The sequence below is a fragment of the Meiothermus sp. CFH 77666 genome, assembly GCF_017497985.1.
GTDB lineage: Bacteria > Deinococcota > Deinococci > Deinococcales > Thermaceae > Meiothermus.
This window is the reverse complement of record NZ_JAGDFV010000004.1, coordinates 38,115-63,714: the sequence shown is the minus strand read 5'-3', so window position 1 is coordinate 63,714 and position 25,600 is coordinate 38,115. Positions and strand designations below refer to the sequence as shown.

At 59.0% G+C, this 25,600-nt stretch carries 24 protein-coding genes and 2 tRNA genes; 20 read left to right on the top strand and 6 right to left on the bottom strand.

Annotated features, from left to right (window positions below; all coding sequences use genetic code 11):
• Positions 1-17 precede the first annotated feature (17 nt).
• Positions 18-1,448: an ATP cone domain-containing protein gene (locus J3L12_RS03435; protein WP_208013643.1), complete on the bottom strand. Its 1,431-nt coding sequence runs from the start codon at positions 1,446-1,448 to the stop codon at positions 18-20.
• Positions 1,449-1,534: 86 nt separating this feature from the next.
• Here J3L12_RS03435 and J3L12_RS03430 point away from each other — a divergent pair.
• Positions 1,535-1,609 (top strand) — tRNA-Cys (locus tag J3L12_RS03430).
• A 46-nt stretch (positions 1,610-1,655) separates the two neighbouring features.
• A tRNA-Val gene (locus J3L12_RS03425) sits at positions 1,656-1,732 on the top strand.
• A 26-nt stretch (positions 1,733-1,758) separates the two neighbouring features.
• On the opposite strand, the gene J3L12_RS03420 is transcribed toward J3L12_RS03425, so the two are convergent.
• Complete coding sequence (locus J3L12_RS03420) at positions 1,759-2,427, bottom strand: sigma factor-like helix-turn-helix DNA-binding protein (protein WP_208013642.1); 669 nt, start codon at positions 2,425-2,427, stop codon at positions 1,759-1,761.
• Positions 2,428-2,575: 148 nt separating this feature from the next.
• Between J3L12_RS03420 and J3L12_RS03415 the strand changes: the two genes are divergently transcribed.
• The 3 genes from J3L12_RS03415 to J3L12_RS03405 all read left to right on the top strand — a co-directional run bounded on the left by J3L12_RS03415 (position 2,576) and on the right by J3L12_RS03405 (position 5,316).
• Complete coding sequence (locus J3L12_RS03415; RefSeq protein ID WP_208013641.1) at positions 2,576-2,923, top strand: hypothetical protein; 348 nt, start codon at positions 2,576-2,578, stop codon at positions 2,921-2,923.
• Between the two features lie 489 nt (positions 2,924-3,412).
• A complete protein-coding gene (locus J3L12_RS17055; protein WP_208013640.1) occupies positions 3,413-4,816 on the top strand; it encodes an HD-GYP domain-containing protein in 1,404 nt (467 codons plus the stop codon).
• Complete coding sequence (locus tag J3L12_RS03405; RefSeq protein ID WP_243454895.1) at positions 4,702-5,316, top strand: DUF5317 domain-containing protein; 615 nt, start codon at positions 4,702-4,704, stop codon at positions 5,314-5,316. Before J3L12_RS17055 ends, J3L12_RS03405 begins: the two co-directional genes overlap by 115 nt.
• 45 nt (positions 5,317-5,361) lie before the next feature.
• Here the strand turns inward: J3L12_RS03405 and J3L12_RS03400 are convergent, their stop codons facing one another.
• Both J3L12_RS03400 and J3L12_RS03395 read right to left on the bottom strand, forming a co-directional pair.
• Positions 5,362-5,514 carry a helix-turn-helix domain-containing protein gene (locus J3L12_RS03400; RefSeq protein WP_208013736.1) on the bottom strand — a complete coding sequence of 51 codons (153 nt, stop codon included), beginning with the start codon at positions 5,512-5,514 and terminating at the stop codon, positions 5,362-5,364.
• 397 nt (positions 5,515-5,911) lie between these two features.
• Positions 5,912-7,582, bottom strand: coding sequence for a bifunctional metallophosphatase/5'-nucleotidase (locus J3L12_RS03395; protein WP_208013639.1), 1,671 nt, complete (start codon positions 7,580-7,582; stop codon positions 5,912-5,914).
• A 353-nt stretch (positions 7,583-7,935) separates the two neighbouring features.
• Between J3L12_RS03395 and J3L12_RS03390 the strand changes: the two genes are divergently transcribed.
• The 3 genes from J3L12_RS03390 to J3L12_RS03380 all read left to right on the top strand — a co-directional run bounded on the left by J3L12_RS03390 (position 7,936) and on the right by J3L12_RS03380 (position 11,537).
• Positions 7,936-9,027, top strand: coding sequence for a PQQ-dependent sugar dehydrogenase (locus J3L12_RS03390; protein ID WP_208013638.1), 1,092 nt, complete (start codon positions 7,936-7,938; stop codon positions 9,025-9,027).
• Between the two features lie 180 nt (positions 9,028-9,207).
• Positions 9,208-10,389, top strand: coding sequence for a PQQ-dependent sugar dehydrogenase (locus tag J3L12_RS03385; RefSeq protein ID WP_208013637.1), 1,182 nt, complete (start codon positions 9,208-9,210; stop codon positions 10,387-10,389).
• Between the two features lie 44 nt (positions 10,390-10,433).
• The gene (locus tag J3L12_RS03380) at positions 10,434-11,537 is read left to right on the top strand and encodes a PQQ-dependent sugar dehydrogenase (protein ID WP_208013636.1); all 1,104 of its coding nucleotides are present in this window, start codon (positions 10,434-10,436) and stop codon (positions 11,535-11,537) included.
• Positions 11,538-11,587: 50 nt separating this feature from the next.
• On the opposite strand, the gene J3L12_RS03375 is transcribed toward J3L12_RS03380, so the two are convergent.
• A complete protein-coding gene (locus J3L12_RS03375) occupies positions 11,588-12,337 on the bottom strand; it encodes a hypothetical protein (RefSeq protein ID WP_208013635.1) in 750 nt (249 codons plus the stop codon).
• Positions 12,338-12,615: 278 nt separating this feature from the next.
• Between J3L12_RS03375 and glnA the strand changes: the two genes are divergently transcribed.
• From glnA to J3L12_RS03330, 9 genes are all read left to right on the top strand, one after another.
• Positions 12,616-13,977, top strand: a complete 1,362-nt coding sequence (glnA, locus tag J3L12_RS03370) for a type I glutamate--ammonia ligase (RefSeq protein WP_208013634.1) — start codon at positions 12,616-12,618, stop codon at positions 13,975-13,977.
• Between the two features lie 282 nt (positions 13,978-14,259).
• Positions 14,260-15,420: a branched-chain amino acid ABC transporter substrate-binding protein gene (locus J3L12_RS03365; RefSeq protein ID WP_208013633.1), complete on the top strand. Its 1,161-nt coding sequence runs from the start codon at positions 14,260-14,262 to the stop codon at positions 15,418-15,420.
• A 254-nt stretch (positions 15,421-15,674) separates the two neighbouring features.
• Complete coding sequence (locus tag J3L12_RS03360; protein ID WP_208013727.1) at positions 15,675-16,628, top strand: branched-chain amino acid ABC transporter permease; 954 nt, start codon at positions 15,675-15,677, stop codon at positions 16,626-16,628.
• On the top strand, positions 16,625-18,085 hold the full coding sequence (locus J3L12_RS03355; RefSeq protein WP_208013632.1) for a branched-chain amino acid ABC transporter permease: 1,461 nt from the start codon (positions 16,625-16,627) through the stop codon (positions 18,083-18,085). The genes J3L12_RS03360 and J3L12_RS03355 overlap by 4 nt, the downstream gene beginning before the upstream one ends.
• Positions 18,082-18,888 carry an ABC transporter ATP-binding protein gene (locus tag J3L12_RS03350; protein WP_208013631.1) on the top strand — a complete coding sequence of 269 codons (807 nt, stop codon included), beginning with the start codon at positions 18,082-18,084 and terminating at the stop codon, positions 18,886-18,888. The genes J3L12_RS03355 and J3L12_RS03350 overlap by 4 nt, the downstream gene beginning before the upstream one ends.
• Entirely contained in the window at positions 18,875-19,588 is a 714-nt protein-coding gene (locus tag J3L12_RS03345) for an ABC transporter ATP-binding protein (protein ID WP_208013630.1), read from the top strand. The genes J3L12_RS03350 and J3L12_RS03345 overlap by 14 nt, the downstream gene beginning before the upstream one ends.
• A gap of 43 nt (positions 19,589-19,631) precedes the next feature.
• On the top strand, positions 19,632-19,967 hold the full coding sequence (locus J3L12_RS03340; protein ID WP_208013629.1) for a cupin domain-containing protein: 336 nt from the start codon (positions 19,632-19,634) through the stop codon (positions 19,965-19,967).
• Positions 19,968-20,049: 82 nt separating this feature from the next.
• Positions 20,050-20,403, top strand: coding sequence for a plastocyanin/azurin family copper-binding protein (locus J3L12_RS03335; RefSeq protein ID WP_208013628.1), 354 nt, complete (start codon positions 20,050-20,052; stop codon positions 20,401-20,403).
• Between the two features lie 20 nt (positions 20,404-20,423).
• Positions 20,424-20,963, top strand: a complete 540-nt coding sequence (locus J3L12_RS03330) for a GNAT family N-acetyltransferase (RefSeq protein ID WP_208013627.1) — start codon at positions 20,424-20,426, stop codon at positions 20,961-20,963.
• Positions 20,964-21,008: 45 nt separating this feature from the next.
• On the opposite strand, the gene J3L12_RS03325 is transcribed toward J3L12_RS03330, so the two are convergent.
• Positions 21,009-21,401, bottom strand: a complete 393-nt coding sequence (locus J3L12_RS03325; RefSeq protein ID WP_208013626.1) for a YkvA family protein — start codon at positions 21,399-21,401, stop codon at positions 21,009-21,011.
• Positions 21,402-21,769: 368 nt separating this feature from the next.
• Between J3L12_RS03325 and J3L12_RS03320 the strand changes: the two genes are divergently transcribed.
• From J3L12_RS03320 to J3L12_RS03310, 3 genes are all read left to right on the top strand, one after another.
• Positions 21,770-23,314: a glutathione ABC transporter substrate-binding protein gene (locus tag J3L12_RS03320; protein ID WP_208013625.1), complete on the top strand. Its 1,545-nt coding sequence runs from the start codon at positions 21,770-21,772 to the stop codon at positions 23,312-23,314.
• A gap of 241 nt (positions 23,315-23,555) precedes the next feature.
• Positions 23,556-24,476, top strand: coding sequence for a nickel ABC transporter permease (nikB, locus tag J3L12_RS03315; protein ID WP_208013624.1), 921 nt, complete (start codon positions 23,556-23,558; stop codon positions 24,474-24,476).
• Positions 24,477-24,495: 19 nt separating this feature from the next.
• Positions 24,496-25,566: an ABC transporter permease gene (locus J3L12_RS03310; RefSeq protein ID WP_347708824.1), complete on the top strand. Its 1,071-nt coding sequence runs from the start codon at positions 24,496-24,498 to the stop codon at positions 25,564-25,566.
• The last annotated feature ends 34 nt before the right edge of the window (positions 25,567-25,600 follow it).

The window sequence follows — 25,600 nt, the reverse complement described above, 5'->3', positions numbered from 1 at the left end:
TTGACCCTCGACCCCCGCTACCCTTGCACCACGTCGAAGTAGGCTTCCTGCAAGCGATCCACAATCACCTCGAGGCCCTTGTCAATGGCCCTATCCAGGTTTTCTGCCGGAATTAGCGGAATGCCCGACCCCCGGGCCAGCTCCACCAGATGCTGCTGAATCAGGCGAATCTGGTCGAAGTGCTGGGCATAGGCTCCACTGGTGCGCGAGCCCCTGGTTTCACGTTCGCGCAGGGCAAAGCGGTCGCGGTGCAGGGCTTCGTCCTCAAGTACCAGCATGATGGGAATCTGGATTACCTCGCTCTGATACTGGTGGGTCATGTAGCCCGGCACCACGTGCACTCCTTCTACCACCAGCGAAGTTTTTTCGCGGGCGCTGCGCTCCTGAATGGCTCGAAGCCCCACCGCCACCCTCGAGACCTGGTCGCGGAACCCTTGCATGACCATGGCCGGGGTGGGCTCGGCGGTGTGGGGCGTGGCCAGGGCCCGCCAGGAGTCAAAGCTGCTGGTGTGCAGGGTGGGCAGCAAGTCTTTGGGGATGGTCGCCCGCAGTATTTCCCGCACTGCATCGGTGGAAATCATGCGGGTGATACCCAGCCGGTAAGCCAGCGCCGAGGCCAGCACGCTCTTCCCCACCCCGGCCACCCCCCCAATCAAGAGGTGCACCGGCTTAACCGCCCGCCGAATGCTGCGGAGCAGGTGATAGCGGCGGGCTACTTCCTCCCCCGCTTCTTCCATGAGCTCTTCCGAGACCGCCTTGCGCAGGTAGTCGCGGGTCACCACCGTCGAACCGGCATCGCGCAGCCGCCGCTCTACATCGCGGGCCAGGCGATAAGCCGAGTCGGGTGAAAGCCCCACCGCCATTACCGACTGGGCCAGCACCCCCTTGGAGAAAGGCACTCGAGGCTCGCCCTCACGCTCCTCCACAAAAATCTCCCCGGCCAGCGCCTGCCGTCCCGCATAGCGGGTTCGGGCAGCAGGGCCAAATAGCTCCTCTATTTCGGTGGTGATGCGTTTCTCGAGTTCGTCCGCATCTATCGAACGCACCCCACTGCGCCGCAAGCGGTTTTCCACCGCCCTGGCCAACGCCTGCGCCTCGCGCATGGAAAACCCTGCGTCCTCCAGGCTGCGAGCCAGCACCCCTTTGGAAAAAGGCCGGCGGCGATACCCCTCCTTGACCACAATATCCTCAAAGGCCTGGGTCTGGCCCCTGAGCCGCTCGGCCAGCTCGGGGCCAAAGTTTTTCTCCACCTCCTGAATCAGCAGTTTCTTGAGGGCTAGGGCCGTAATTTCGGGCTTCTTGCGGGTCTTGAGCTGCTCCTCGATGGTATGGGCCACCGACAAGGCGGGCTCCATTTTCAACCCCGCCATCATCATGGACTCCACCAGGAGACCCTTGGAAAAAGGCCAGCGAAAGCCCCCCGGCGTTTTGATGAACACTTCGCGCACGCTTCAATCGTACCCGAAAACCGTTTGACACACCTTCCAGCAAATGCTAACCTAGCGTTTGCTAAGTCGCTTTGGGTGGCAAGCCCGGCGCTGTAGCCAAGTGGTAAGGCAGAGGTCTGCAAAACCTCCATTCACCGGTTCGAATCCGGTCAGCGCCTCCAACGTTTTCCGCTAGCGGCGAACCTGGAGCAAAAACCATACCCACGCGGGCGCGTAGCTCAGATGGCTAGAGCACTACCTTGACACGGTAGGGGTCGCTGGTTCGAGTCCAGTCGCGCCCACCACAGTCCCCTCGCCAGGAGGGGATTTTTTATGCTTTGACAGTGTCCGATTCTTCTTTGCCCACAAAACGGAAGGGATACTCATCGCTTATATCAGCCCGGCCTTCCGCCACAAGCTCTTGCATCAGTCTCATCAGCCTGCGGCGGGACATGGGAAAACGCGCCTCGAGCTCCTCGTAGGTTAGGGGACTTTCGGCCAGCGCCGCTGCCACCGCCGCTTTCAACTCCACCCATTTCCCGGCCCGAGAGCCGCGCTCTTCACCCAACAAGCGGGCCACTACCTGGTCTCGCAAAATAGTGACCTCGATGACGCTCATTCCGAGCGTAGGGGCCAGATCCGCCAGCGAAGCGCCGTTGGCATAGGCCAGCACCACTTCTCGCTCAGCCCTGGACAGACGCTCAACCACCCGCTCCAGCGGCTCACCTGTACGCTGCTCAACGGCCAGGCGAAAGCGCCGGCCCTGAACCTGTTCTTTGGTGTTCTCGCCCTTCAGCTTTCTCAGTGCCCGATACTCAACCTGGCGTACCCCTTCAGGGGTCAGATCCAGGCGCTTCCCAATCGCCCGCAGGGTTTCACCCGAGGCCCGCGCCAACAAGACCTCACGCTCGCGGGGGTAGAGCCGCTCGAGGTGATCGGTGAGCTTGCCAGGCAAAATGCCCTTGCTCAAAAAATACTGTCCTGGTGTTTTTTTGGGCATAATCGCTAGAAGCACTCCGCTTCTTTAGATTATAATCATTCAAAGGTGTGGCTAACCTGTTTCAATCCACTACTTCATCGGATTACGGCACAGATAACACCCAGGGGCAGAAGATCATCGTTCGCAAGGCATTGAAAGGCAGGGTAAGATGAAGGAACAAGCCGTTCTCATTATGGCATCGGATGGAGTCACCCGCCCAGCGCTTCGCTCTACCTCACACGGCTCTGGCTGGACCAAACTATTCCAGGCCAGAGACTACTACCTCGACCTTAGCTACAAGCACGACGGCAAGCAGGGCCTCTTGCTGGGCCAGCTATTGCATGAGGGTGGAGCATCCTGTTCGGCCAAAGTTGCGCTGATCAGCCCCGAAGGCACCCCGCTCCAGATTGAAGAAGTTGCTCCCAACACAGGTTTTCGTATGGTGGTGAATGACTTGACCGCCCACCGCCTCGAGCTCACCCTCGACCAAGCCACCATCGAGGTGGCTCTGTCCTGAAGGGCCCTTACCCCCCACAAAGCCGCCCCAGGGCGGCTTTTTTTGTATCCGCCTGAACCCTGGCTTCCCCTTCCGGCACGTAACGCTTACGCCCATTTTTTGGTGAAAAAATCACCACCCATGCTATGGAGAACCTTTACCCTAAAAACGTCTACTTCGGTAGGCGCTGCAAAATTAGGCATATTGTAATCTTGATACATTCTAAATCAAGTGCAGATATTCCCGTATGTCTTGACCTTACGGGAAGTCTTGTCGTATTGTTTCCCCCAAGGTTGGAAGTAAACAAATAAAAGCGCTTCCAAGCCGTTCAGAAGGAGGAAAACATGAAAAAGATCGCCTTCAAAATCATGACCCTGGTCGCCGCCCTTGTTGCCCTGGCTGTGGCTGCTGGCGCTGAAACTTCCTGGCGATAAATTACGTAACGCTTTTGCGGGTGCGGGTGTGAAATCTGCACCCGCTGTATTTATCTGATGGCATAAACTCTCAGTTGTGCAGTCTGGCCTCAGTCTTCCCCCTAAAAATGTCCTCGTGTTCATTCTCGGCTTGCTGCTAGTGTATCTATTCTTGCAATTCTATCTTCCGTATATTTCTAACATAAACAAATACGATTTCAATGTACACGACATACTATTCTGGGCAGCGCTCGTATTCATTGCCAAAAGAACGGCTATTAATCTACCTTTCAATGCGGCAATGTCCCATACATTTATCGTCGCCCTGGCTTGCGTAACGATTTTTCCTACCTGGCTCGCACCTTTGCTGCTATTCCTCTTTAACTTTGACAAGGAAGCAGGGAAACCCTCTTACCCGTGGTATAAGGATTTGTTCAATCGGACGCAGTCCGCGTTGTCAACAAGTTTTGCAGCTTTGACCTGGTGGTTTTTCCAAACGAACAGTCTCACTGGTGGTATGAACCATGTTTTACTTGATTTTGTGGCTATTGTAGCGGCATCTATCACATATTTTGTGGTTAATGTGTTTTCAGTAACATATGTGATCCACCTTGCTAGTGGGGCCAGCATTCGCAAAATCTGGTCTGAAAACTATAGCTGGCTCTGGGTTAGCTATCTGGTTCAGGCACCGGTGGGGTTGTTGCTGGCCAAGGCGTATCAGACTCCGCTTATTGGGGGGTGGGGCGGGTTTACGGTGCTGTTCATGATGTTGCTGCTCTACTTTTCGCGCTATTACTGGGACGAGAAGGTAAAGCTGGAGGAGTCCTTCGACGAGACCATCGAGGTACTGGTGGCGGCGCTGGACGCCAAAGACCCCTTTACCCGGCTGCACTCCGAGCGGGTGGCGGCTATTTCGGAGAGCATTGCCAAAAGGATGGGGTTCGACGAACAGGATGTCAAGCGCATCACCTACGCAGCGCGTATTCACGATATAGGCAAGGTGGCCATCCCCGACTCGGTTCTGCTCAAGCCCAGCAAGCTGACCGACGATGAGTTTGAACTCATCAAGAGCCATACAGGCAAGGGCCTGGAGGTGTTGCACCCCATGAAACAGCGGCTGTCCAAGGACGTACAAGGGGTGATTGTGCACCATCACGAGCGCTGGGACGGAACCGGCTATCCTAGCAGGCTCAAAGGCGACAAAATACCGCTATGGGCGCGTATCGTTGCGCTGGCCGATGCCTACGAGGCCATGACTGCGGGCCGGGCCTATTCCCCCGCCAAATCTCCCCAGGAAGCCCTGAATGAGATAATCATGCTTGCGGGGCGGCAGTTCGACCCGCAGGTGGTGAAGCTCTTCGAGGAGCTGTGGCTCGAGGATCCCATCTGGAAAGACCGGGAGGAATTCTTACGACGCTATACCTCGCCAGCGCACTTGTCGGCATTGTCCTCGCCCTCGCGTTCCGGGCCAGCTTCCGTGACCTTGCCCACATCGAGCTGAGGGCCGCCTGGGCTTTTGTAGGAGCCGCGCTGCTAGAAGGCGGGCTGGCCTTTGCAACCTCACGCGGCCTGATTGCCCCCGAAATAGCAGGCCCCACTGCCAAAACACTGGTGCTTTTGCTGGTGGGGTACGGGTTGTGGGCCAATGCCCACCTGCGCGGGCTGTGGTTTGTGGGGCTGGGCTTGGCCTGCAATGCGCTGGTGATTTTCGCCAACAAAGGGCACATGCCGGTGAGCGCCGAGGCGCTATACAAGGTGGGCATGGAGTCCTTCATTCCCAAACTCCAGCAGCAGTACGACGCCGTTCATACCCTGATAAGCGAGTCTTCCCGGCTGTGGTTTCTGGCCGACGTGATTCCGGTACGAATTCTGGGCTATACCAATGTGATAAGCCTGGGGGATGTGTACTTAATGGTGGGCATTGCCCTCACAGTTCTGGAGGGGGCGTTGAAGGCTAAACGAAAAGCCCAAGCGACTTTTGATATTGATTTGAGATTCTGATATCGAAAGTTTTTTTCTTCCAAAATAGTGGTCTGGTAACTTAGTTTAGAGCGCTCTTACATTTTTTGAGCCATCCGGCAATAAAAAGCCCTGTCCCAGCTCCACCAGCTTGTCCGCCAGCAGCCGCAGTGTCCACCGGGCCTGGCCTGTGCCCTGCCCGGGTCTCTGGCAGGCCAGGGCGATCAGATGCGCTTCCATTCACCCGTGATCTTGGGCAGTCTGCCCTAGCAGGGTCTGTCTTCCAAGGCCTCCTCCAACCCCCCGAGACGTAGCGCCGGGCGATCTGGCTCACGGTACCGGGCCGCAAGTCCATCAGCCTCGCCACTTCCCTTCCACTGCGCTGTTCCCCCTGGCTTCGATCCAGGAGCAGCAGAGTTCTGGCCCGTTTGTACTTCCGTGCCCCGCACTCCATCTTCTTGACCATCTGCTCCAAATGCCCACGTTCCCCGGCGCTCAGGTGAATCCTGGTGGTGCTTGTCTCGTAGGGTTATCATGCTGGAATATTGATTACCAGACCACTAGAAACCCCTCCCCCTCCGTACAGGGGGAGGGCGGAAGGAGGTTTTGCTGGCTCAGGTCGAGCTATCTTCGTGGCCTAGACCCCTACCCGGAGGAAGCTATCCACGTAGAACGGCCCCTCCCAGCGCTGGCCCCTGGGTTCGTTGAGGATGGTGATGCGGTTCTCCAGGCGGGGCTCCCAGGAGGGCTGGGTGCGCAGGTACTCGATCAACACCTCGGCATCGCTGAAGCCGGTGTCTACCCGGAAGCCTCTGGCGTCGCGGAAGGAGGTAAAGCCGTCGCCGCCTGCGGCGGTAAAGCTGTTGGTCACAACACGGTAGGTGGCGTTGGGGTCAAGCGGTTGGAAGCCGGTCTGGGTCTGAACCTGAACCTGGGTCACGCGGCTACCCGCCGGGCGACTCAGGTCGAAGGTGTAGCGGATACCGGCCACACCCGACAGGAAGCGTCCTGCAATCTGCTCCCACTGGGAAACCCCATTTTCCAGAGCCGCCAGAATCTCGCTGCCCTTTAGCTCGAGCACCGTCAGGGTATTTCCAAAGGGCAGTACCTCGTTGACCTGCCCCACGGTGATGTTCCCTGCCGGGATGCTGGCCCGGATGCCCCCGCCGTTTTGCAGCGCGATGGTAGCCCCAGCCTGGCGGGTCTTCCAGAGCATGGCGTCGGCAATCAGGTTGGCCAGGTTGGTCTCGCGGCGGCGCACATCGTTGCGTTCGCCGTTGAGGGCCACCGCCGCCCTGGAAACCACCTGCGCCCGCAGCGCGGCAATGGGCAGACCATAGGCCGTAATGGCGTCCAGCGCGAAGCGATCCTCGGGCAGGTTAGCGGTCATCGGGATCACCTGGCCCTGGTACGCCACCAGTTCACCCTGGGCGTTAAAGGTGACCTGCAAACGGCCCACTACCTTGGCCCACTCCCAGGCCTGTACCACCAGCACATCCTTGTTCTCAGGGTTCTTGACAATGGTGGGGTAGGCCCCGCCTGGGCGCAGCTCCGGAAAAGGGGTCTGGCCCAGGAGGGTGTGGCTGTGGCCGCCCACAATTACCTGCACGCCCGTCACCCGGCGAGCAAGTTGCTGGTCTTCCTGGTAGCCCAGGTGCGACAGCACCACGATATTCTTCACGCCACGAGCCAGCAACTCCACTACCGCCTGTTGCGTGGCGGCCACCGGATCGGTAAAGCGCACATTGGGGCCAGGGCTCGAGAGGATGGAGGTCTCGGGGGTGGTGAGGCCAATGATGCCCACCTGCTGACCTCCCACGCTCACCACCGCATAGGGCTTGATGCGCCCCGCCAGCTTGGGTTCCCTCGAGACATCGGTGTTGGCCGAGACCACCGGAAAGCGCGCCCCGTTCAAAAAGTTCGCCAAGCCATCCGGCCCTAGGTTGTACTCGTGGTTGCCGGGAGCCATGGCCCGAATACCCATGCGGTGCATAAAGTAGCGGTCAGCCAGCCCCTGGTACTGGTTGAAGTACAAAGTGCCCTGGAACACATCTCCCGCGTGCAAGAACAGAGGGTTGATAGCGGTGCCCCGCAGCCGGTCGAACAGGGAGATTACTCGAGCAAAGCCCCCAAGGCGCTGGTTCTGCTGGCCCCCTAAGGTCAGGCCGCCGGTCGGCTCGAGCCGGGCGTGGGTATCGTTGATGTGGACGATGGTCATGGTGAAGTTGCCACCACTCTGGGCCTTGGTCAGACCCGCCAGGGCTGCTCCGCCAACCAAACCTGCTTTTAGTACGTCTCTACGGCGCATGATTCCTCCTCTACTGTACTTCCGCGTCATTCTAAACTGCTCACGGTCAAACATCCATCAGGCAAGTCCAGTTTCAGGCTTTTATCATCCAGCTAGATGTCTTGGGCAGAGCCCCTCACCCGACGACACGGGGTTGCCGTCGGTAAAGTTCCAGACCATCAAAAGGGGAATCCAACAAACGTGCACTGTTGCCACCCTCTCCCACCGTGGGGAGAGGGTAAGGGAATACGAAAAAGCCTGTTTCAGTTTTGAACTGTTGAACGCTATTTCAGAAAGCACTCAGGAGTTCGACATAGGTTTTAACTCAAGAGTTTGTTCGATGGCTCGTAGTCAAACCCTATCCAGGAGAGTCCATGAGACCACTTTCCATTTTTGCGTTGCTAACCCTCGGCCTGATTGGTTGTCAACAAACCGATCCCCCTCCCGGCTTCATCAGCTTTCGGGTAGAAGAAGTTAAGAGTGGTCTGGGCGGTGTGCCCTGGAGTATCCACTTTGCGCCCGATGGTCGGCTGCTCTATACCAATCGCGATCTGAGCCAAATTCGTGTAAGCGCCCTGAATATAAGCACCGGCGCCATAACCCACTACAACGGCACCTCGGCGGTTCGAGACGACGGCGAAGGTGGCATTCTGGGTATGGAACTCGACCCCAGCTTCGCCAGCAACAATCAGGTCTATATCTGCTATTCGATTTCCAACGGCGGTTCGCGCAACCGGCTCTCGCGCTTCAAGATTTCCGGCAATTCTCTAACCAACGAGTTGATTTTGCTGGATAACATGCGCGGCGCTTCCACCCATAACGGCTGCCGGGTGGTGTGGGGCCCCGATGGCAAGCTCTACTTCTCGATGGGGGATGCCCAGGATCAACCCGCCGCACAAGATCCCTCTGCGCTGGCCGGCAAAATTTTCCGCATCAACCCCGACGGCACGATTCCCACCGATAACCCGTTTCCAGGTAGTCCGGTCTGGACGCTAGGGCACCGCAACGCCCAGGGGCTGGCCTTCCAACCGGGCACTGGTATCCTGTGGTCTACCGAGCATGGGCCTGACAAGAAGGATGAGCTCAATGTCATCAAAAAGGGCAAGAACTACGGCTGGCCCAACTGCATGGGCACCGACCCCTGCCCCGGCATCACCAACTACGAACCTGCCATTAAGCACTACACCGCCAGCGACACCATCGCACCCAGCGACATGATGTTTTATACCGGCAACGTCTTTACCGCCTGGCGCAACAACCTCTTTTTTGTCACCCTCAGAACCGGGCGGCTGTACCGACTGGTTTTGAACGGAGAGTCGGTCGCACAGGAGGAGATCTTGATTGATACCAACAGCGGCCCCCATCCTGGTCTTGGTCGCTTGCGCGATATCGTCACCGGGCCAGATGGTTTGATATACCTATCTACAGATTCGGGGCGAATTTTGCGCCTGGTTCCGCAAAAATGATCCAGCCTGGATTATGTTAGCCAGGTTTAGACGGAGACTGGAAGACCAACCCTGATGGCCTCAACGGTGTCCGTGAAGCAGTCATAACCTTGCGTAAACTCAAAAACGTCTGAAGCCTGTGCCCACTGGACACGGGCTTTTTCCATAAGCCGTTCATGGATGACTTCTACACTAAGAGCTATGCCTTGGTTAACACTGCTCCTACTCCTGCTTTCCAGCTATGCTCTGCCACAAAACAACCCCAACTTTCGGGTCGAGGAGGTAGCCCGCAACCTGGGGGTGCCCTGGAGCCTGAAGTTCGCTCCCGACGGGCGCCTGTTTTTTACCCAACGCGACAGAGCTACCATCGGGGTAAGTGCGCTGGATTTGCGTACCGGCAGAATCACCACTTACGAGGGCGAGGCTGCCGTGCGCGACGAAGGCGAGGGCGGGGTGATGGGCCTCGAGCTCGATCCTGGCTTTGCCCGCAACAGCAAGCTCTATATCTGCTACTCCTACTGGAAGGACGGCCTTCAGAGCGACAATAACCGCCGCAACCGGCTCTCGAGCTTCGTCCTCTCCGCAGGCCGCCTTACCCAAGAAAAAGTCTTGCTCGATGAGATGCTGGGCTGGTGGAACCACAACGGCTGCCGGGTGGTGTGGGGTTCTGATAACAAATTGTATGTTTCGATGGGTGACGCTGGCGATGCACCCTCGAATATTCCGGGTGAGTTCGGCTTTGCAGCCAAGGCTCAGAGCTTGAAACTACTGGCAGGGAAAATATTCCGCATCAACCCCGATGGCAGCATTCCAACCGACAACCCGTTTTACAACCAGACCAGCGGAGCCGCCAGGGCCATCTGGACTTTGGGTCATCGCAACCCCCAGGGGCTTGCCTTCCAGCCGGGTACCGGACTCTTGTGGTCTACCGAGCACGGCCCCAACACCCGCGACGAACTCAATATCATCAAAAGGGGCAAGAACTACGGCTGGCCCCGATGCAGCGGCACCCAGCCTTTTGGCACGATCCTGACCGTGGCTGCCGACAACATCACTTTCAACTGCACTGGCGAAGACCTACGCGAGAGCTACCAGCCTGCCGTGCGCGAGTACGCAGGTGGCAACGAACCCACCATCGCCCCCAGCAATCTAATCTTTTACTCGGGCAATGCCTTTCCGCAGTGGAAAGGGAATTTGCTCTTCGTGACCCTCAAAACCGGACGGCTGTATCGGTTGGAGCTTCGGGGGGAACAAATCGCCAGGGAAGAAATCCTCATCAACAACCAGTATGGCCGCCTGCGCGACCTTGCAGTGGGGCCGGATGGTTTTATTTACATTTCCACCGATAATGGGCAGATTCTGAGCTTGAAACCCAACTTGTAGCCCACACACATCGGCCTCAGGCTGCGCTTGGCTAGACTGGAGCCATGCGAGCCATGGTGTGTTTTGCCCTGTTGGTGTTCGGTCTGGCGTCCGCCCAAACCATCAATCTGGTTCCAGTAACAAATAACCTCAGCCGCCCGTTGTTTCTAACCTATTCCCCCGACGACACCGGACGGCTGTTCATCGTGGAGCAGGGCGGCACCATCCGCATTCTGCAGGAAGGGCGGCTGCTGGCCGAGCCTTTCCTGGATGTCAGCAGTCTGGTTTCCTGCTGCGGTGAGCGGGGTTTGTTGGGCCTGGCCTTCCACCCCAACTTTCGCCAGAACAACCTGTTCTTCATCAACTACACCAACCGCCAGGGTAATACCGTAGTGGCCCGCTACCGCGCGAGCGGCAACCGCGCCGATGCCGCTTCAGCCCAGATAATCCTGACTATCGAACAGCCCTACGCCAACCACAACGGGGGTATGATCGCCTTTGGCCCGGATAACATGCTCTACATCGGCATGGGCGACGGCGGCGCAGGGGGCGACCCCATCAACGCGGGCCAGCGGCTCGACACCCTGCTGGGCAAGATTCTTCGAATAGACGTCAACCGCAGCGAAGGCAACCGGGCCTATGCCATTCCCGCCGATAACCCCACCCTGGCTGGACGCAAGAGCGAAATCTGGTCGTATGGCTGGCGCAACCCCTGGCGCTTCAGCTTCGACCGCCAGACCGGCGATATGTGGATTGCCGATGTGGGCCAGAACGCCGTGGAAGAGGTACACTTCCAGCCTGCCAGCAGCAAGGGGGGCGAGAACTACGGCTGGCGCATCATGGAGGGCGACCGCTGCTTCAACCCTCCCCAAAACTGCAACCGCGAGGGGCTGGTCATGCCCGTACTAACCTATACCCACGATCAAGGTCGCTCCATCACCGGGGGCTACCGCTACCGCGGCAGCGCCATGCCCGCCTTTCGCGGGGCCTACTTCTACGCCGACTACGTGAGTGGCCGCATCTGGGCCGCCACCCCGCAGGGTGACCGCTGGCAGAGCCGGGAAATTCTCCGAACCGACCTGAACATCAGCTCCTTTGGCGAAGATGCCGCTGGCGAGCTGTATGTGATTGACCACCGGGGCACCGTCTACCGCATGGCCCAGCGGTAAGCATCAAAAAAGCCTCCCGCTCGGGAGGCTAATAGTTTATCGAGCTTACTTCAAGGCAGGTAGTTGCCCGGCGTACCCAGGGTTTCGGGTTTTTCCGTCCATTCGCCGGCAATGCCCAGTTTCCAGGCGCCTGCGGCTCCGCTGGCGTTGGTGTAGCCCCCATATATGCCGAGGCGCACACCCCGCACAACGGTGTAATACAGGGAAGCGGTTATGTCATAGCCCAGGCTTAAGCCAAACGGATAGCGAAGACCCCCTTCCAGATAGGCATTGAGGTCGCGGGTCAATTCCAGCTTCAGGCCTGCATAGGCATTGGCCGCTGCGTTCAGCGTTACGGTCGGCACGACCACCAGGGTTGCGTCCAGGCCCGCGCCCCCATACAGCACGGCTGCATCGGCAATGCGCTGGGTGATGAAGATTTCCCCACCTGCATCGAAGTCGAAGCTGAAAGGACCGGGCAGGACAATCTGGTTCGAACCAAAGCGAATTGCCCCTTCCACATAGCCCGCATTGGATTCGTTGAGCTTAGCAACCCCCACCAACCCGGCGCGGCTGGCCAGTACAAACTGCCCGGCAAAAAAGCCAGGCCGCAAGCTAGCCCCGGCCACAATGTTTTCGGTCAGGTTAAGGGTGAAGTTGACGGCCGTTCCCCGGTAGCTGCGGTAGGGCGTGATGAACTGCCCGCCCACCAGTCCAAAGTCGGGTAAAAATTGGAGGTTGCCGGTGATAGAAAAGCCATCCGCCAGGGCCATGCTGCCGATTCCCAACGAAGCCATTACTGCCAACCAGATTTTTTTCATGCTTCCTCCTAAATTTTCAGTCACACACAACGTCACAAACGGCCCAATAATAGTGGCTTCACACACCGCCTAACTGAGACATGTCACAAATTCCCTTAATCTGACGCCAATACACACTAAGCCAGTGCCACAACTCACAGGCTTTGTAGTGGCCGCTGTTGAGCATCTCCTGCAATCGAGTTTTGGGATTTGAGCAAGGGTTCTACAAATCGCCCCCATGCACCTGGCTTAAGCAAAACGTCTGTCAAAAGCCCTGGCGGTACCGGTATGCTGTACACATGGCACGAACCAAGCAGGACATTTTGCATGAGTTGAAAGACCAGCAGGTGCGCTTTTTGCGTTTGCAGTTCACCGATATTTTAGGCATCAACAAGGTAGTGGAACTACCCGTCAACCAGTTCGAGAAAGCGCTGGATGGCGAAATTATGTTCGATGGCTCCTCTATCGAGGGCTTTGGTCGCACCGAGGTTGAAGAGTCGGACATGCTGCTGAAGCCGGATTACGACACCTTTGTGGTATATCCTAGGGAGCTCGAGCCCACCACCAAAGGCGCCGTAGCCCGCCTGATCTGCGATATCGCCTTCCCCGATGGCAAGCCCTTTGAGGGCGACCCCCGGCAGGTGCTCAAGCGACAGATCGAGCGGGCCCAGAAAAAAGGCTTCGACAACCTTTACGTGGGCAGCGAGGTGGAATTCTTCCTGTTCAACCGCAGTCCCGAAGGCAGCCCCACCACCCACACTTACGACCGAGCAGGTTACTTCGACCTGGCCCCCACCGATAAGGGCGAGGAAGCCCGGCGCGATATGGTAGATATGCTGGTTCGGTTAGGGTTGCCCCTCGAGGCCGCCCATCACGAGGGCGCCCCCGGCCAGCACGAAATTGACCTCAAATATACCGATGCTCTTCAGGCTGCCGACCACCTGACCACGCTCAAGTTTGTGGTTAAGCGTGTGGCCATCAACCACGGCCTGCACGCCACCTTCATGCCCAAGCCCGTTGCGGGCATCAATGGCTCGGGTCTGCACTTCCACCTTTCGCTTTTCAAAAATGGGCAAAACGCATTTTATGAACCTAAGGGCAAGCTGGATGTCTGGCCGCACCAGCTCTCCAAGACTGCCTTGCAGTTTATCGCGGGCCTCTTTGAGCACGCCGAGGGCATGGCCGCCATCACCAACCCCCTGGTCAATTCCTACAAACGGCTGACCCCCGGCTACGAGGCCCCAACCAGCGTGGCCTGGTCGGTTTCGCATCGCAGCGCCATGATTCGAGTTCCCAAACGGCGTGGAGTAGGCACTCGGGCGGAATTCCGCTTTCCCGACCCCTCCTGCAACCCCTACCTGGCCCTGGCGGTGATTCTGGGCGCGGGGCTCGAGGGTATCGAGAGCAACCTGACCCCCCCGCCCCCCATCGAACGCGATGTGTACGAACTTTCGGTTCGTGATAGGCGCAAATACCGGGTCAGCGAGATGCCTGGAACCTTGCGTGAAGCCCTGGAAGCCCTGCAAAAGAACCGCGTTGTACGCAATGCCCTGGGCGAACAGGTCTACAAAGATTTTCTCAACGCCAAGCGGGTGGAGTGGGACTCATACCGCATTGCGGTGCACGAGTGGGAGCTGAACCAGTACCTTGCCGAGTACTGACCCATAGCCGAGAATGGTACGAACCCCCATTCTCCCGACCCCTCTCCGCCTGTCAGTGGATGGCCAGGCAAAAATCAATCAGTCGTCGCTGTTGGTCTCAACTCCTCAGCAGAGATGGGGATGCAATTGTGATTTGAAGAAGGTTTGCAGTCTCGCAAAAATTGTGTACCCTCTAAATGGCTGGAAAACAAATACAACGTCCGACGTTGACACATGTCGGCATAGGTTGGGTAGAATGAACCAGCCGTTCTTTGGCTAAAGAAAAGTACAGGAGGATTCGGCATGAGGAAAATCGCAATTCTAGCGCTAGGCGCGTTGGCCCTGGGTGTGGCTGCAGCCCAGTCCAACGTCATCAAGATCGCTTCGGTCTCGCCTTTGTCAGGGCCCCAGTCGGGTCTGGGTACCGCCATTTCGCAGGGCACCCAGATGGCCATTGAAGATGCCCAGGCCCGCTTCCAGCAGCTTGGCTTCCAGCTCCAGTTTGCCCCCCAGGACGACCAGGCAACTCCTGATGTGGGCGTGGCAGTTGCCCGTCGTATTGTCAACGACCCCGACCTGCTGGGAATTGTGGGCCACCTGAACTCGGGTGTGGCCATTCCCTCCTCAGAAATTTACAAGGATACCAACCTGGTCATGGTCTCCCCGGCCAACACCAACCCCCGCGTCACCGACCGTGGCTACCTTAACGTCAACCGCATCTGCGGGCGTGATGATGTGCAAGGGCCTGTAGGAGCCGAATACGCCGTAAAGGTGCTCAAGCGCACCCGCCTCTTTGTAATCCACGACAAGACCCCCTACGGCCAGGGCCTGGCGGAAGCCTTCGCAAACCGCGCCAAGGAGCTGGGAGCCAACGTAGTGGCCCTGGTGGGCACCGAGGAAGCCTCTAACTTCCAGCCCCTGATCCTCCAGATGCGCGCCCAGCGCCCCGATCTGGTCTACTACGGCGGCATCTACGATAAGGGTGGTGTGCTGGTCAAGCAAATGCGCGAACGGGGTATTACCGCTACCTTCATGGGCGGCGATGGTCTGGATGCTTCCGACCTGGTGAAGATAGCGGGCAGCGCCTCGAAAGGCGTGCTCTTCACCACCACTGCCGGCCCCATCAGCACCTTGCCCAAGGCGGCAGCTTTCGCCCAACGCTACAAGGCTAAATTCGGTAAAGACCCCGAAGCCTATGCAGTGTATGCCTTCGACGCTGCCAACGTGATTCTGACTGCTATCGAGGCAGCCATCAAAGCCAATGCCGGTAAGAAGCCAACCCGCGAACAGGTAGCCCGTGCGGTACGCGAAGTCAAGCTGGACGGCTTGACCGGACGTATCGAGTTTGACAGCAAGGGCGACCGCAAGCTCTCGGACTACTATGTTGTGGGCATGAAGGAAGCCAAATACCCCGGTGAAGTGTTGCGGGTGATTCAGTTTGCACCCCCGGCAGCTCGCCAGTAAGCTAAGCCCTTTACAGATGACTCCTGCTCTTGCGGGAGTCATCTTTTTGTGTGGGCTGGGCTCAATCAAAATTTGTTCGCAGGGTCAAGGTTGCGCTCAGCACACCAATAAATCCCCATTGTCAGCTCGCGCAGCAACCTATATACTCTGGCAGGCTAAAGCGGAAAAGAATGCACCCATGAAACTATATGCGTGCATTCGTATAATCTCAGGCCAGGAGGTTTTTCTTGACGGTTGCCGACCTATTCGCGATCATGCCGCAAACGCTCCTCGAGGGGCTCTTGCTAGGCTTTGTGTATGCCATGGTAGCCCTGGGCTACACCATGGTCTACGGGGTGTTGGGGCTGATAAACTTTGCCCATTCCGAGGTCTTCATGATCGGGGCGGTGATTGGCCTCGAGGTCTTCCGCTTCTGGGGCAACCCCGATGCGCCGGTCATCTCCAATCCCTTCCTGCTGCTTTTTGTGGCGTTGGTTTTTGCGGCGGTAGGCTCGGGCACCATGGCAGTGCTGGTGGAGCGGTTTGCCTATCGTCCACTGCGCAAGCGGGGCAGCAAAAACATTCTGGTTCCCATGATTACGGCCATCGGGGTCTCGTTTTTGCTGCAAGACCTCACCCGCATCTATGCCGCACTAAGGCACAACGAGTTCAATATGCAGTACCGCACCTTTGATGCCCTGAACACCACCCTGATGCTACCGCTCCAGACCACCATTCAGGTCAAGGGCATCATCATCATCGTGGTCTCTGTGCTCATGCTGGTTGGACTAACCTATCTGGTCAACCGAACCAAGCTCGGCAAGGCTATTCGGGCAGTTTCGCAAGATATGCAGACCGCCGCCCTGATGGGCATCAACCCCGATGTCATCATCTCGCGCACTTTTTTGATTGGGGGTTCGCTGGGTGGGGTGGCCGGGGTCTTGTTCGGCTTGCTATACACCAATGTGACCCCCTATTCGGGCGTCTTACCTGGGCTGAAGGCCTTCACCTCTGCAGTACTCGGAGGTATTGGCAACATCCCCGGGGCCATGGTCGGAGGACTGGTACTGGGGCAGCTCGAGACCCTCTCGGGCACCTACCTGCCTTTCCTGACCAATGGCAACTTCGGTACCGAGTATAAGGACGTATTCGCGTTCCTGACGCTGGTGCTGCTGCTTTTGTTCCGGCCCCAGGGTTTGTTTGGGCAGAATGTGAGTGAGAAAGTATGAGTGCCCTCCATCGCTTTGCGCTTCCCCTCTCCATCGGCCTGACCGCCCTATCTGCCGCCGGGGTGCTACTCTCCCTGCTGGGCCAACCTGTTGTATCGAGCGGACTGCTCAATGTGCTGCTGGTACTGGGCGTTGCCTCGGTGATGGGGCTGCGCCTGCCTACCGGCTGGCGCTCAGGTCTGCTGGCCGTACTGGCCCTGGCCCTAACCATCCTGCTGCGCACCAACACCGATGACAAAATTGCGTTTTACCTGCTGCTGGCCGTCTTGATTGCCTCTTTTTTGCTACCCAATCTGACGCAGTTGGTGCGGATCGCGCTGGGCACGTCCATTCTGCTGATTGCAGTACCCATTGCCGGTCTTTCCAATTCGTTTTTGTTCGAGCTGGGTATCCAGATTGGCATTTTTGCGGCCCTGGCCCTGGGGCTGAACGTGGTGGTGGGTCAGGCCGGTCTGCTGGATTTAGGGTTTGCCGCCTTTTTTGCCATTGGGGCCTATACCTGGGGTATTTTCGGTTCTCCACAAGCCGCCCAGTTTATTGATGGCTTTCCCGCCCAGGGGCTCCCTGGCAACTACCTTTTCTTGTTCATGGCCCTGGCCATCATTACCGCGGCCATCACCGGGGTGCTGATTGGGTTGCCTGCTTTGCGGCTGCGGGGCGATTATCTGGCCATCGTAACGCTGGGACTGGGCGAAGTGGTGCGGGTCTTTGCCAACAACCTCGATAAACCCCTCAACATCACCAACGGCCCCCAGGGTATCACCCCGGTCAATCGCCCCGATGTGGGCATCCTGGCCGACTTTCTCCGGGCCATCGGGGCCGAGCGCATCTATGGCCGGCCCATTGACGATGCCATTACCTATTCCTTCTTCTTCTACTTGCTGGTGTTGGTGGTCATTGGCATCGTGGTTTTGGTCAATGTCCGGCTCGCCAACTCCCGCTTTGGCCGGGCCTGGGTGGCCATCCGCGAAGATGAGATTGCGGCCAAGGCCATGGGGATTCCCCTGCTCCCGACCAAGCTGATCGCCTTTGCTACAGGGGCCGCCTTCTCGGGCATCATGGGCGCAGTCTTTGCAGCCAAGCAGACCTTTGTGAGCCCGGAGTCCTTCACCTTGCAAGCCTCGATTAACATCCTGGCTTTTGTGATTCTGGGTGGAATGGGCTCGATTGGCGGAGCCGTGGTAGGAGCGGCTGCCGTAACCGTACTCAACCTCGGCATCCTCAAGGACTTCTCCGACCTGCTCAACACCTGGCGGCAGACCGGGGTCAACATCCTGGGCTATAACATGGCCAACCTGCCTCCCCAGCTTAACCCTGCCAAGTATGAACGTCTGGTGTTTGGTTTGATCTTGATTTTGATGATGATCTTCCGGCCCGAAGGGCTAATTCCTGAGCAACGGCATAAAGCGGAGTTACAGGAAGCCCGTCAGGAAGCCCAGGAAGGGGGTGGCAAATGAGCGAGCTGGCCCTGGATGTGCAGAAGGCCACCAAGAAGTTCGGTGGGTTGGTGGCGGTTAATGATGTGAGTTTGCAGGTACGGCCCAAGGAGATTTTTTCGGTCATCGGCCCCAACGGCGCAGGCAAAACCACCTTTTTCAACCTGCTCACCGGCATCTACAAACCCGATACGGGCCGGGTGGTGTTTTTTGGCAAGGATATTACCGGTTACTCGCCGGATAGGGTAGCCCGCACCGGCATTGGCCGCACCTTTCAGAACATCCGGCTGTTTAAGGCCATGACGGTTCTGGAAAACGTGCTGGTAGGGCACCACAGCCTGACCCGCCAAACCTACTTCGATGCGCTTTTCTACACCCCCCGGTTTCATGCCTCGGAAAAAAAAGCCAAGGCCCGGGCCATGGAGCTGCTCGCTTACATGAACCTGGACAAGCGGGCGGAAGAGCTGGCCTCGGGGCTTTCGTATGGGGAGCAGCGCAGGCTCGAGATTGCCCGCGCCATGGCCCTGGAACCCAAACTGCTGTTTTTGGACGAACCCGCCGCCGGCATGAACGAGCAGGAAACCGAAGACCTCAAGGTGCGGGTTCGCAAGCTACGCGACGAGCTGGGCCTGACCATTGTGCTGATTGAGCACGACATGGCCATGGTGATGAGCATCTCGGATCGAATTGCGGTGCTCGAGTATGGCTCCAAGATTGCCGAGGGGCTGCCCGCCGAAATTCGCAACAACCCCAAGGTCATCGAAGCCTATCTGGGCAAAGGCGCGGCAGGACAGGCCGGAGGGGGTACCCATGCCTCTGCTTGAAGTTAAGGACATCCATACCTATTACGGTCACATCCACGCACTCAAGGGCATCTCGCTCACGGTGGAAGAGGGCGAGATCGTCACCCTGATCGGCGCCAACGGCGCAGGCAAGAGCACCACCCTGCGCACCATCAGCGGCATGAACAAGCCCCGCAAGGGGGAGGTTATTTACAAGGGCTCCCCTATTCACAAAATCCCTGCCGACAAGATTGTGGGGCTGGGCATCGGGCACGTACCCGAAGGGCGGCGCATCTTCCCCCGTATGACGGTGGAGGAGAACCTCGAGATGGGGGGCTTTCTGATCAACAACCCCAAGGTGGTGCAGGAGCGCAAGGAGCAGGCCTTTACCCTGTTTCCCCGCCTGGCCGAACGGCGAAATCAAAAAGGGGGTACTCTCTCTGGTGGCGAACAGCAGATGCTGGCCATTGGCCGGGCCTTGATGCAAGACCCCAAGCTCCTGCTGATGGACGAACCCTCGATGGGGCTGGCCCCCGTGCTGGTGGATTTTATCTTCGAGATTATCCAGAAACTCAACCAGCAGGGCAAAACCATTCTGTTGGTGGAACAAAACGCCCGTCTGGCCCTGCAGATTGCCCACCGGGGCTATGTCTTGCAAACCGGCCACCTCACCATGAGCGGCCCGGCCAAGGAGCTAGCAGCCCGGCCCGAGATTCAGGAAGCCTATCTGGGAGGGCATTGAGCATTAGCGCAAAGCCATCCGCTGAAAGCTGAGGAGTCAGGCGATGAAAGCCAAATTTGCCCATACGGCCAGCCTGCCGGGCCTCGAGGTGCCCGGAGCGGTGCTGCGTCCCTTTGCAGGCAAACAACTGATGCTGATGCGGGCCGAAGGTAAAGCGGGCTCGCCCTTAGCGCCCCATGCCCACCCCCACGAGCAGATTACCCTGGTGGTCTCGGGGCGGCTGCGGCTGCGGATAGGGGCAGAGTGGCTCGAGCTCGGCCCCGGCGATATTGCCCACGTACCCTCGGGCGTTGAGCACGAGGCGTTTTTTATCGAAGATAGCGTGGTGTTTGACGCCTTCCATCCGGTACGGCAGGACTTGCTAGACAAGCTCAAGTAAGGGTTAAGACCGTACCTGGGCATTGTCATTTTGCGGGGGGGGTTGCGCTGGTAAAGTACGCCCGAGGCTAGGAGGTATCATCATGCGTAGGTTCTTGTGGGCGGGCCTGGGGGTTTTGGGGTTGTTGGGAATCTTCGCGGCTTGCCAGAACAACTCGGGCCCCAACACCGGGCTACCAACCTGCCCGAACACCATAGGCATCGAGGGCTTTGCCTATAATCCTTCCAGTTGCAAAATCAGCGTGGGGCAGAGTGTGTCCATCGCGGCTAGCCCCACCCACCCCCTGCGGGGTCTGGGAACGGGCAACCCCATCACGGCTACCCCCACCACCACCACCCAGAGCTACACCTTTAGCACGGCAGGAACCTACGAATACGAGTGTACTGCCCACAGTGCGCAGGGCATGAAAGGCTCCATCACGGTAGTGAGCCCCTGAAAAGCCGATACAATCGGCCCATGCAAGCCCAAGTGACCACCTACTACCTCGAGATGCTCTCCCCCAACGAACTGCGTCCCAAGCACGCCCAAATAGAGGGGCTTTTGGTCATGAAAGCTGAAATTCCTTGCGCCGAGTTGCAACACTTCCTCTACCGAAGCGTGGGGGGCAACTGGTACTGGTACGAAAAGGCCCACTGGACCTACCAGCAGTGGTGGGAATACGCCCAGAACCCCAACCTGCACACCTGGGTGGCTTACCTGAAGGGCACCCCGGCAGGTTACTTTCAGCTCGAGGTGCAGCTCGAGGGAAACGTCGAGATTGTCTATTTTGGCCTCATGCAACAGTTTAGCGGGATGGGACTGGGAGGCCATTTGCTAACGTGTGCGCTCGAGGAAGCCTGGCGGCTGGGGGCGAGGCGGGTCTGGGTGCATACCTGCTCCCTGGACCACCCGGCGGCCCTCGCCAACTACCAGGCCAGGGGCATGCAGCTTTACAAAGCCGAAACCACCAAAATGGAAATACCCGACCAGACCCCAGGTCTGTGGGATGGTGCCTGAGCGGGTATTCGCGGGAGCGAAAAAAGCGTCTTCACGCTGGCTGGCCTACGCAGCTGAAGGGTCAATTTCACGCTCGCCAAACCACTCGCTGGCTTTGCGGCGGGCCTGCTCCTTGACAGCGGGGGTAATGTAGGCTGCTACCGTACTCACCGCTACCAGTAAAACGCTCAGATCATCGGTAAAACCTACCAATGGCGCCAGGTCGGCTACCAGATCGAAGGGCAGCAAAAAGTACACCAGGGCACCGATGATGGTGCGCTTAGCCCAGGCCGGGGTCTCCGGGCGCTGCAGGGCGTAGTAGAGCCAGAGGGCTTTTTCGACCACTTCGCGGCCCGCCTTGCGGGCAAACCGGCTTAGCTTGTGCCAAAAATCGGCATCGCTGTAGCGCTCGGTGGCGTTAATCTCAATCACTTCCACTTTTTGAATCTCGTTGGCCACGGTTGGCCCTCCCGTTTCGCCAGAGGCTGGACGAACAAAAGAGCGTATGTTCCACCCCAAACCGCCGGGTGTAATGTTCATGGTAGCAGCAAAGCCGAAACCTGCATGAGTAAAGGCCAGGCAACCCAAAGTGTAATCTGGGCTTCAAGAATGGGGTCGTTTTTTTGCGTATTCTGACGCCACGTAGCAAGAAGCTCCCCTGCATGCTGTGTGTGCGGGGGCTTCGGTAGATGTATCACAACCCTTTCTGCGGCTTCTTACTCCAGTAGAGCCACCTGACTGGGCTAAACGTATGCAGCTAGCACACGCTCGGTGATTCTGTCAGCTGGAAAGAAGCCCCTGGGGAAAAGCTACGAACGGAGGAGAATATGCGATTCAAACTGTTGGCCGCACTAGCACTGGGACTGGGCCTATCGGTGGCCTTTGCCCAGACCCGTACCCTGATTATTGCCCAGGGTACCGACCCCACCTCACTGGACGCCCCGCTGGCCACCGACTCCCCCTCGGCCACGGTGGCCAGTCACGTGGTAGAGACTCTCTTTTACTACACCCCGGACGGCAAAATTGTGCCTCAACTGGTGGAACGCTACAGCTTCAGCCCTGACCGCAAAGTGCTCACCCTGACGCTGCGCAAAGGCATCAAGTTCCACGACGGTACTGAGCTCAATGCCGAGGCGGTGAAGTTCAACCTCGAGCGCCTGGTCTCCCAGGAACTGGCTTCGTCCTTCGCCTTCCTGCTGCGCGGACGGGTTAGCGCCATCGAAACCCCCGACCCGCTCACCGTACGACTGCGGATGCCCGAGCCTTTCGCCCCGGTGCTGGCCCACCTGACCCATAGCTCCACCGCCATCCAGAGCCCCGCCGCCATCCGCCGCCTGGGCGCTGGCTACCGCGACAACCCCGTAGGCACCGGCCCCTACAAGTTCGACCGCTGGCAGAAGGGGCAGTTCGTGGAGCTGGTTCGCAACGATGACTACTGGGGCAAAAAACCTGCCATCGAGCGCCTGCGCTTCCTGGCGGTGCCCGAAGCCACCACCCGAATGGCCCTGGTTGAAACCGGGCAGGCCCATGTAGCGGTGCGGGTTCCGCCGCAGGACGTTCAGCGCCTCAGCGCCCGCCCCGAGATTAACGTGGTAACCACCCCCAGCGTGCGCACCATCTTCCTCTACTTCAACCAGACCAAGAAGCCCTTTGACGATGTACGGGTACGCAAGGCCATCAACCACGCCATCAACAAGGAAGAAATTGTGCGGTTTGTGCTGGGCGGTTTTGGTCGGGCCTCCGATGCGCCCATCAGCCCGGGCATCTTTGGCTATACCAAAATCGGCAGCTACGAGTACAACCCCAACCTGGCCCGTGAGCTACTGGCCCAGGCAGGCTATAATGCCCAGAACCCCCTGCGCTTCACCCTTTCCAGCCCCAACGGGCGCTATCTGCAAGACATTCGCGTAGCCGAGGCCATCCAGAGCCAGCTCCGCGCTGTGGGGGTACAGGCCCAGATCCAGACCCTCGAGTGGGGCGCTTACCTGGCCGCCAGCAACCAGCCCCGTGAGCGCAACGAGTTCCAGGTGGCCATGCTGGGCTGGGGCACCGTGACCGGCGATGCCGACTACGGCCTGTTTGGGCTATTCCACACCTCCCAGCAAGCCCCCAACGGCTTTAACCGGGGTTTCTACTCCAACCCCCGCCTGGACCGCATCCTCGAGCAGGCTCGGGTGGCCACCAACCCCCAGGCCCGGCAACAGCTCTACCGCTCGGCCATGCAGATTATCTACAACGATGCGCCCTGGGTCTTCCTGCATGCAGAGCAGCAGGTTACGGCCATTCGCCGCGAGGTACAGGGCTTCATCGTTCACCCCACCGAACGCCTGATTGCCACCGAAGCCAGCTTCCGCACCTCTGCCGAACGCTAGACCCTGGCCTAAAGCCCCGCCACGGGCAAGCGTGGCGGGCTTTTCTTGCAGGAGCAGGCCATCTTGGGTAGGATGTCCTGCGCGGCTTAAGAGCTTCTAAAGGTATGTTTATTCTCACACCCGGCTCCACATATCCTTGGGTACTTCACCCGCAACATGCAACCTGGCAGACTGTCCTGCGAGTTCAACCCACGCCATACATTGGGCCGCACGAAACCGCCCGCAGCTCGAGACCCACTCCATGACCACCTACATCGCCCGCCGCTTGCTGACCGTGATCCCCACCCTGCTGGGGGTTTTGCTGGCCGTGTTTCTCATGGTACGGCTGGCCCCCGGCGACCCCGCCCAGTTGCTGGCCGGAGAGTTCGCCACACCCGAAACCCTGGCCGATATCCGTCAGCGCTTTGGTCTGGATCAGCCATGGCATGTGCAGTTGGGCCTCTATGCCGTCAACGTACTGCGGGGCGACCTTGGACAATCGGTTCGCACCCGCAAACCGGTGACCTATGAGCTCAGCCAGTACTTTCCCAACACCCTTCGGCTCACCCTGGGAGCCATGCTGGTCGCGCTGCTCATTGGCATTCCGGCGGGCATCATCGCCGCCATCCGGCCCGGCACCGTGTTTGACTTGCTGGCCATGCTGGGGGCCCTGATTGGGGTTTCGATGCCGGTGTTCTGGTTTGGTCTGATGGCCATTCTGATTTTCTCGGTGCAGCTCGGGTGGTTTCCCGTGGCCGGTACGGGCACGCTCTGGCATCTGGTTCTGCCCGCCATCACCCTGGGCACCGGTACCGCCGCCATCCTGGCCCGCATGACCCGCAGCGCGATGCTCGAGGTGCTCTCGCAGGACTACATCCGCACCGCCCGGGCCAAGGGCCTCACCGGGCGGGTGGTGGTGTTCAAACATGCCCTGCGCAACGCCCTGATACCAGTCGTAACCATCACCGGCCTCCAGTTTGGCGGCCTGCTGGAAGGCGCGGTCATCACCGAAACGGTGTTTGCCTGGCCCGGCATCGGGCAGTTGCTGGTGGGTTCGATTCTGGCTCGAGACTACCCTGTCGTCCAGGGCGCGGTACTCCTGATTGCGGTGGCCTTTATCCTGATCAACCTGGTGGTAGACCTGCTCTACGGGGCCATTGACCCCAGGATTCGCTACGACTGACCCTCTCAGAGGTTTTCACGTGACCAAGCCCATCCAAACTGCTCCAACTGCACCTGCCAGAAGGGAGGTTCCCCGCTGGCGGCGGCGCCTGTTCCGCAGTCCGCTGGCCATTGCCGGGTTCATCTTCATTGGCGTTTTTGTCCTGGTGGCGGCGTTTGCTCCGTTCATCTCGCCCTATAGCCCGGTGGAACAAAACCTGCGCGGCACCTATGTACCCCCCATGCGGGTGGAGTTCCGGGGCCCGGAAGGCCAGTCGGGCCTGTGGGTGCGCGAGGTCACCCGCACGCCGCTGGGCCAGATTGAGCTAGGTCAGGAGTTGTATCCGATTAAGTTCTTTGTGCGGGGCGAGCCCTGGGTCTGGTGGGGGGGTCTCCTGAAGAGCGACCTGCACCTGTTCGGGGTGGACGGCCCCATCAAGTTTTACCTGCTGGGCTCGGACGAGCAGGGCCGTGATATCCTGAGCCGCCTGGCCCACGGGGCCTGGATCTCCCTCTCGATTGGCCTGATCGCGGTGGCCATTGGCCTCTCGGTGGGTGTACCGGTGGGGCTGGTCTCGGGCTACTTCGGGGGCACCTTCGACCTGATCGCACAGCGCATTGTGGAGGTCATGCTCTCGTTTCCGGGCATCCTGCTGGCCATCGTGCTGGTGGCCACCCTGGGCACTGGCCTGACCAACGTGATGATTGCAGTGGGAATTGCCGCCATTCCGGTCTATGCCCGACTGGTGCGGGGTTCGGTGCTGGCCCTGCGGGATCGGGAATATGTGGAGGCCAGCCGGGCCCTGGGCAACCGTAACCGGCAGATCATGCTGCGGCACATCCTGCCTAACGCCCTATCCCCCATCATCGTGCAGTCCAGCCTGCAGATGGCGGTGGCCATCCTGTTTGCCGCCGGGCTGGGCTTTCTGGGCCTGGGCGCCCGCCCCCCCGAGCCGGAGTGGGGCCTGATGCTGGCTCGAGGCCGCGAGTACCTGGCCACCGCCCCCCATGTGGCCACTTTTCCAGGGCTGGCCATCATGTTCGTGGCGCTGGGCTTCAACCTGCTGGGCGATGCTCTGCGCGATGCGCTCGACCCCCGGGCCGTGCGGTAAGGGTCGCCATAGGCAAGCTGCCGACTGACCCCGC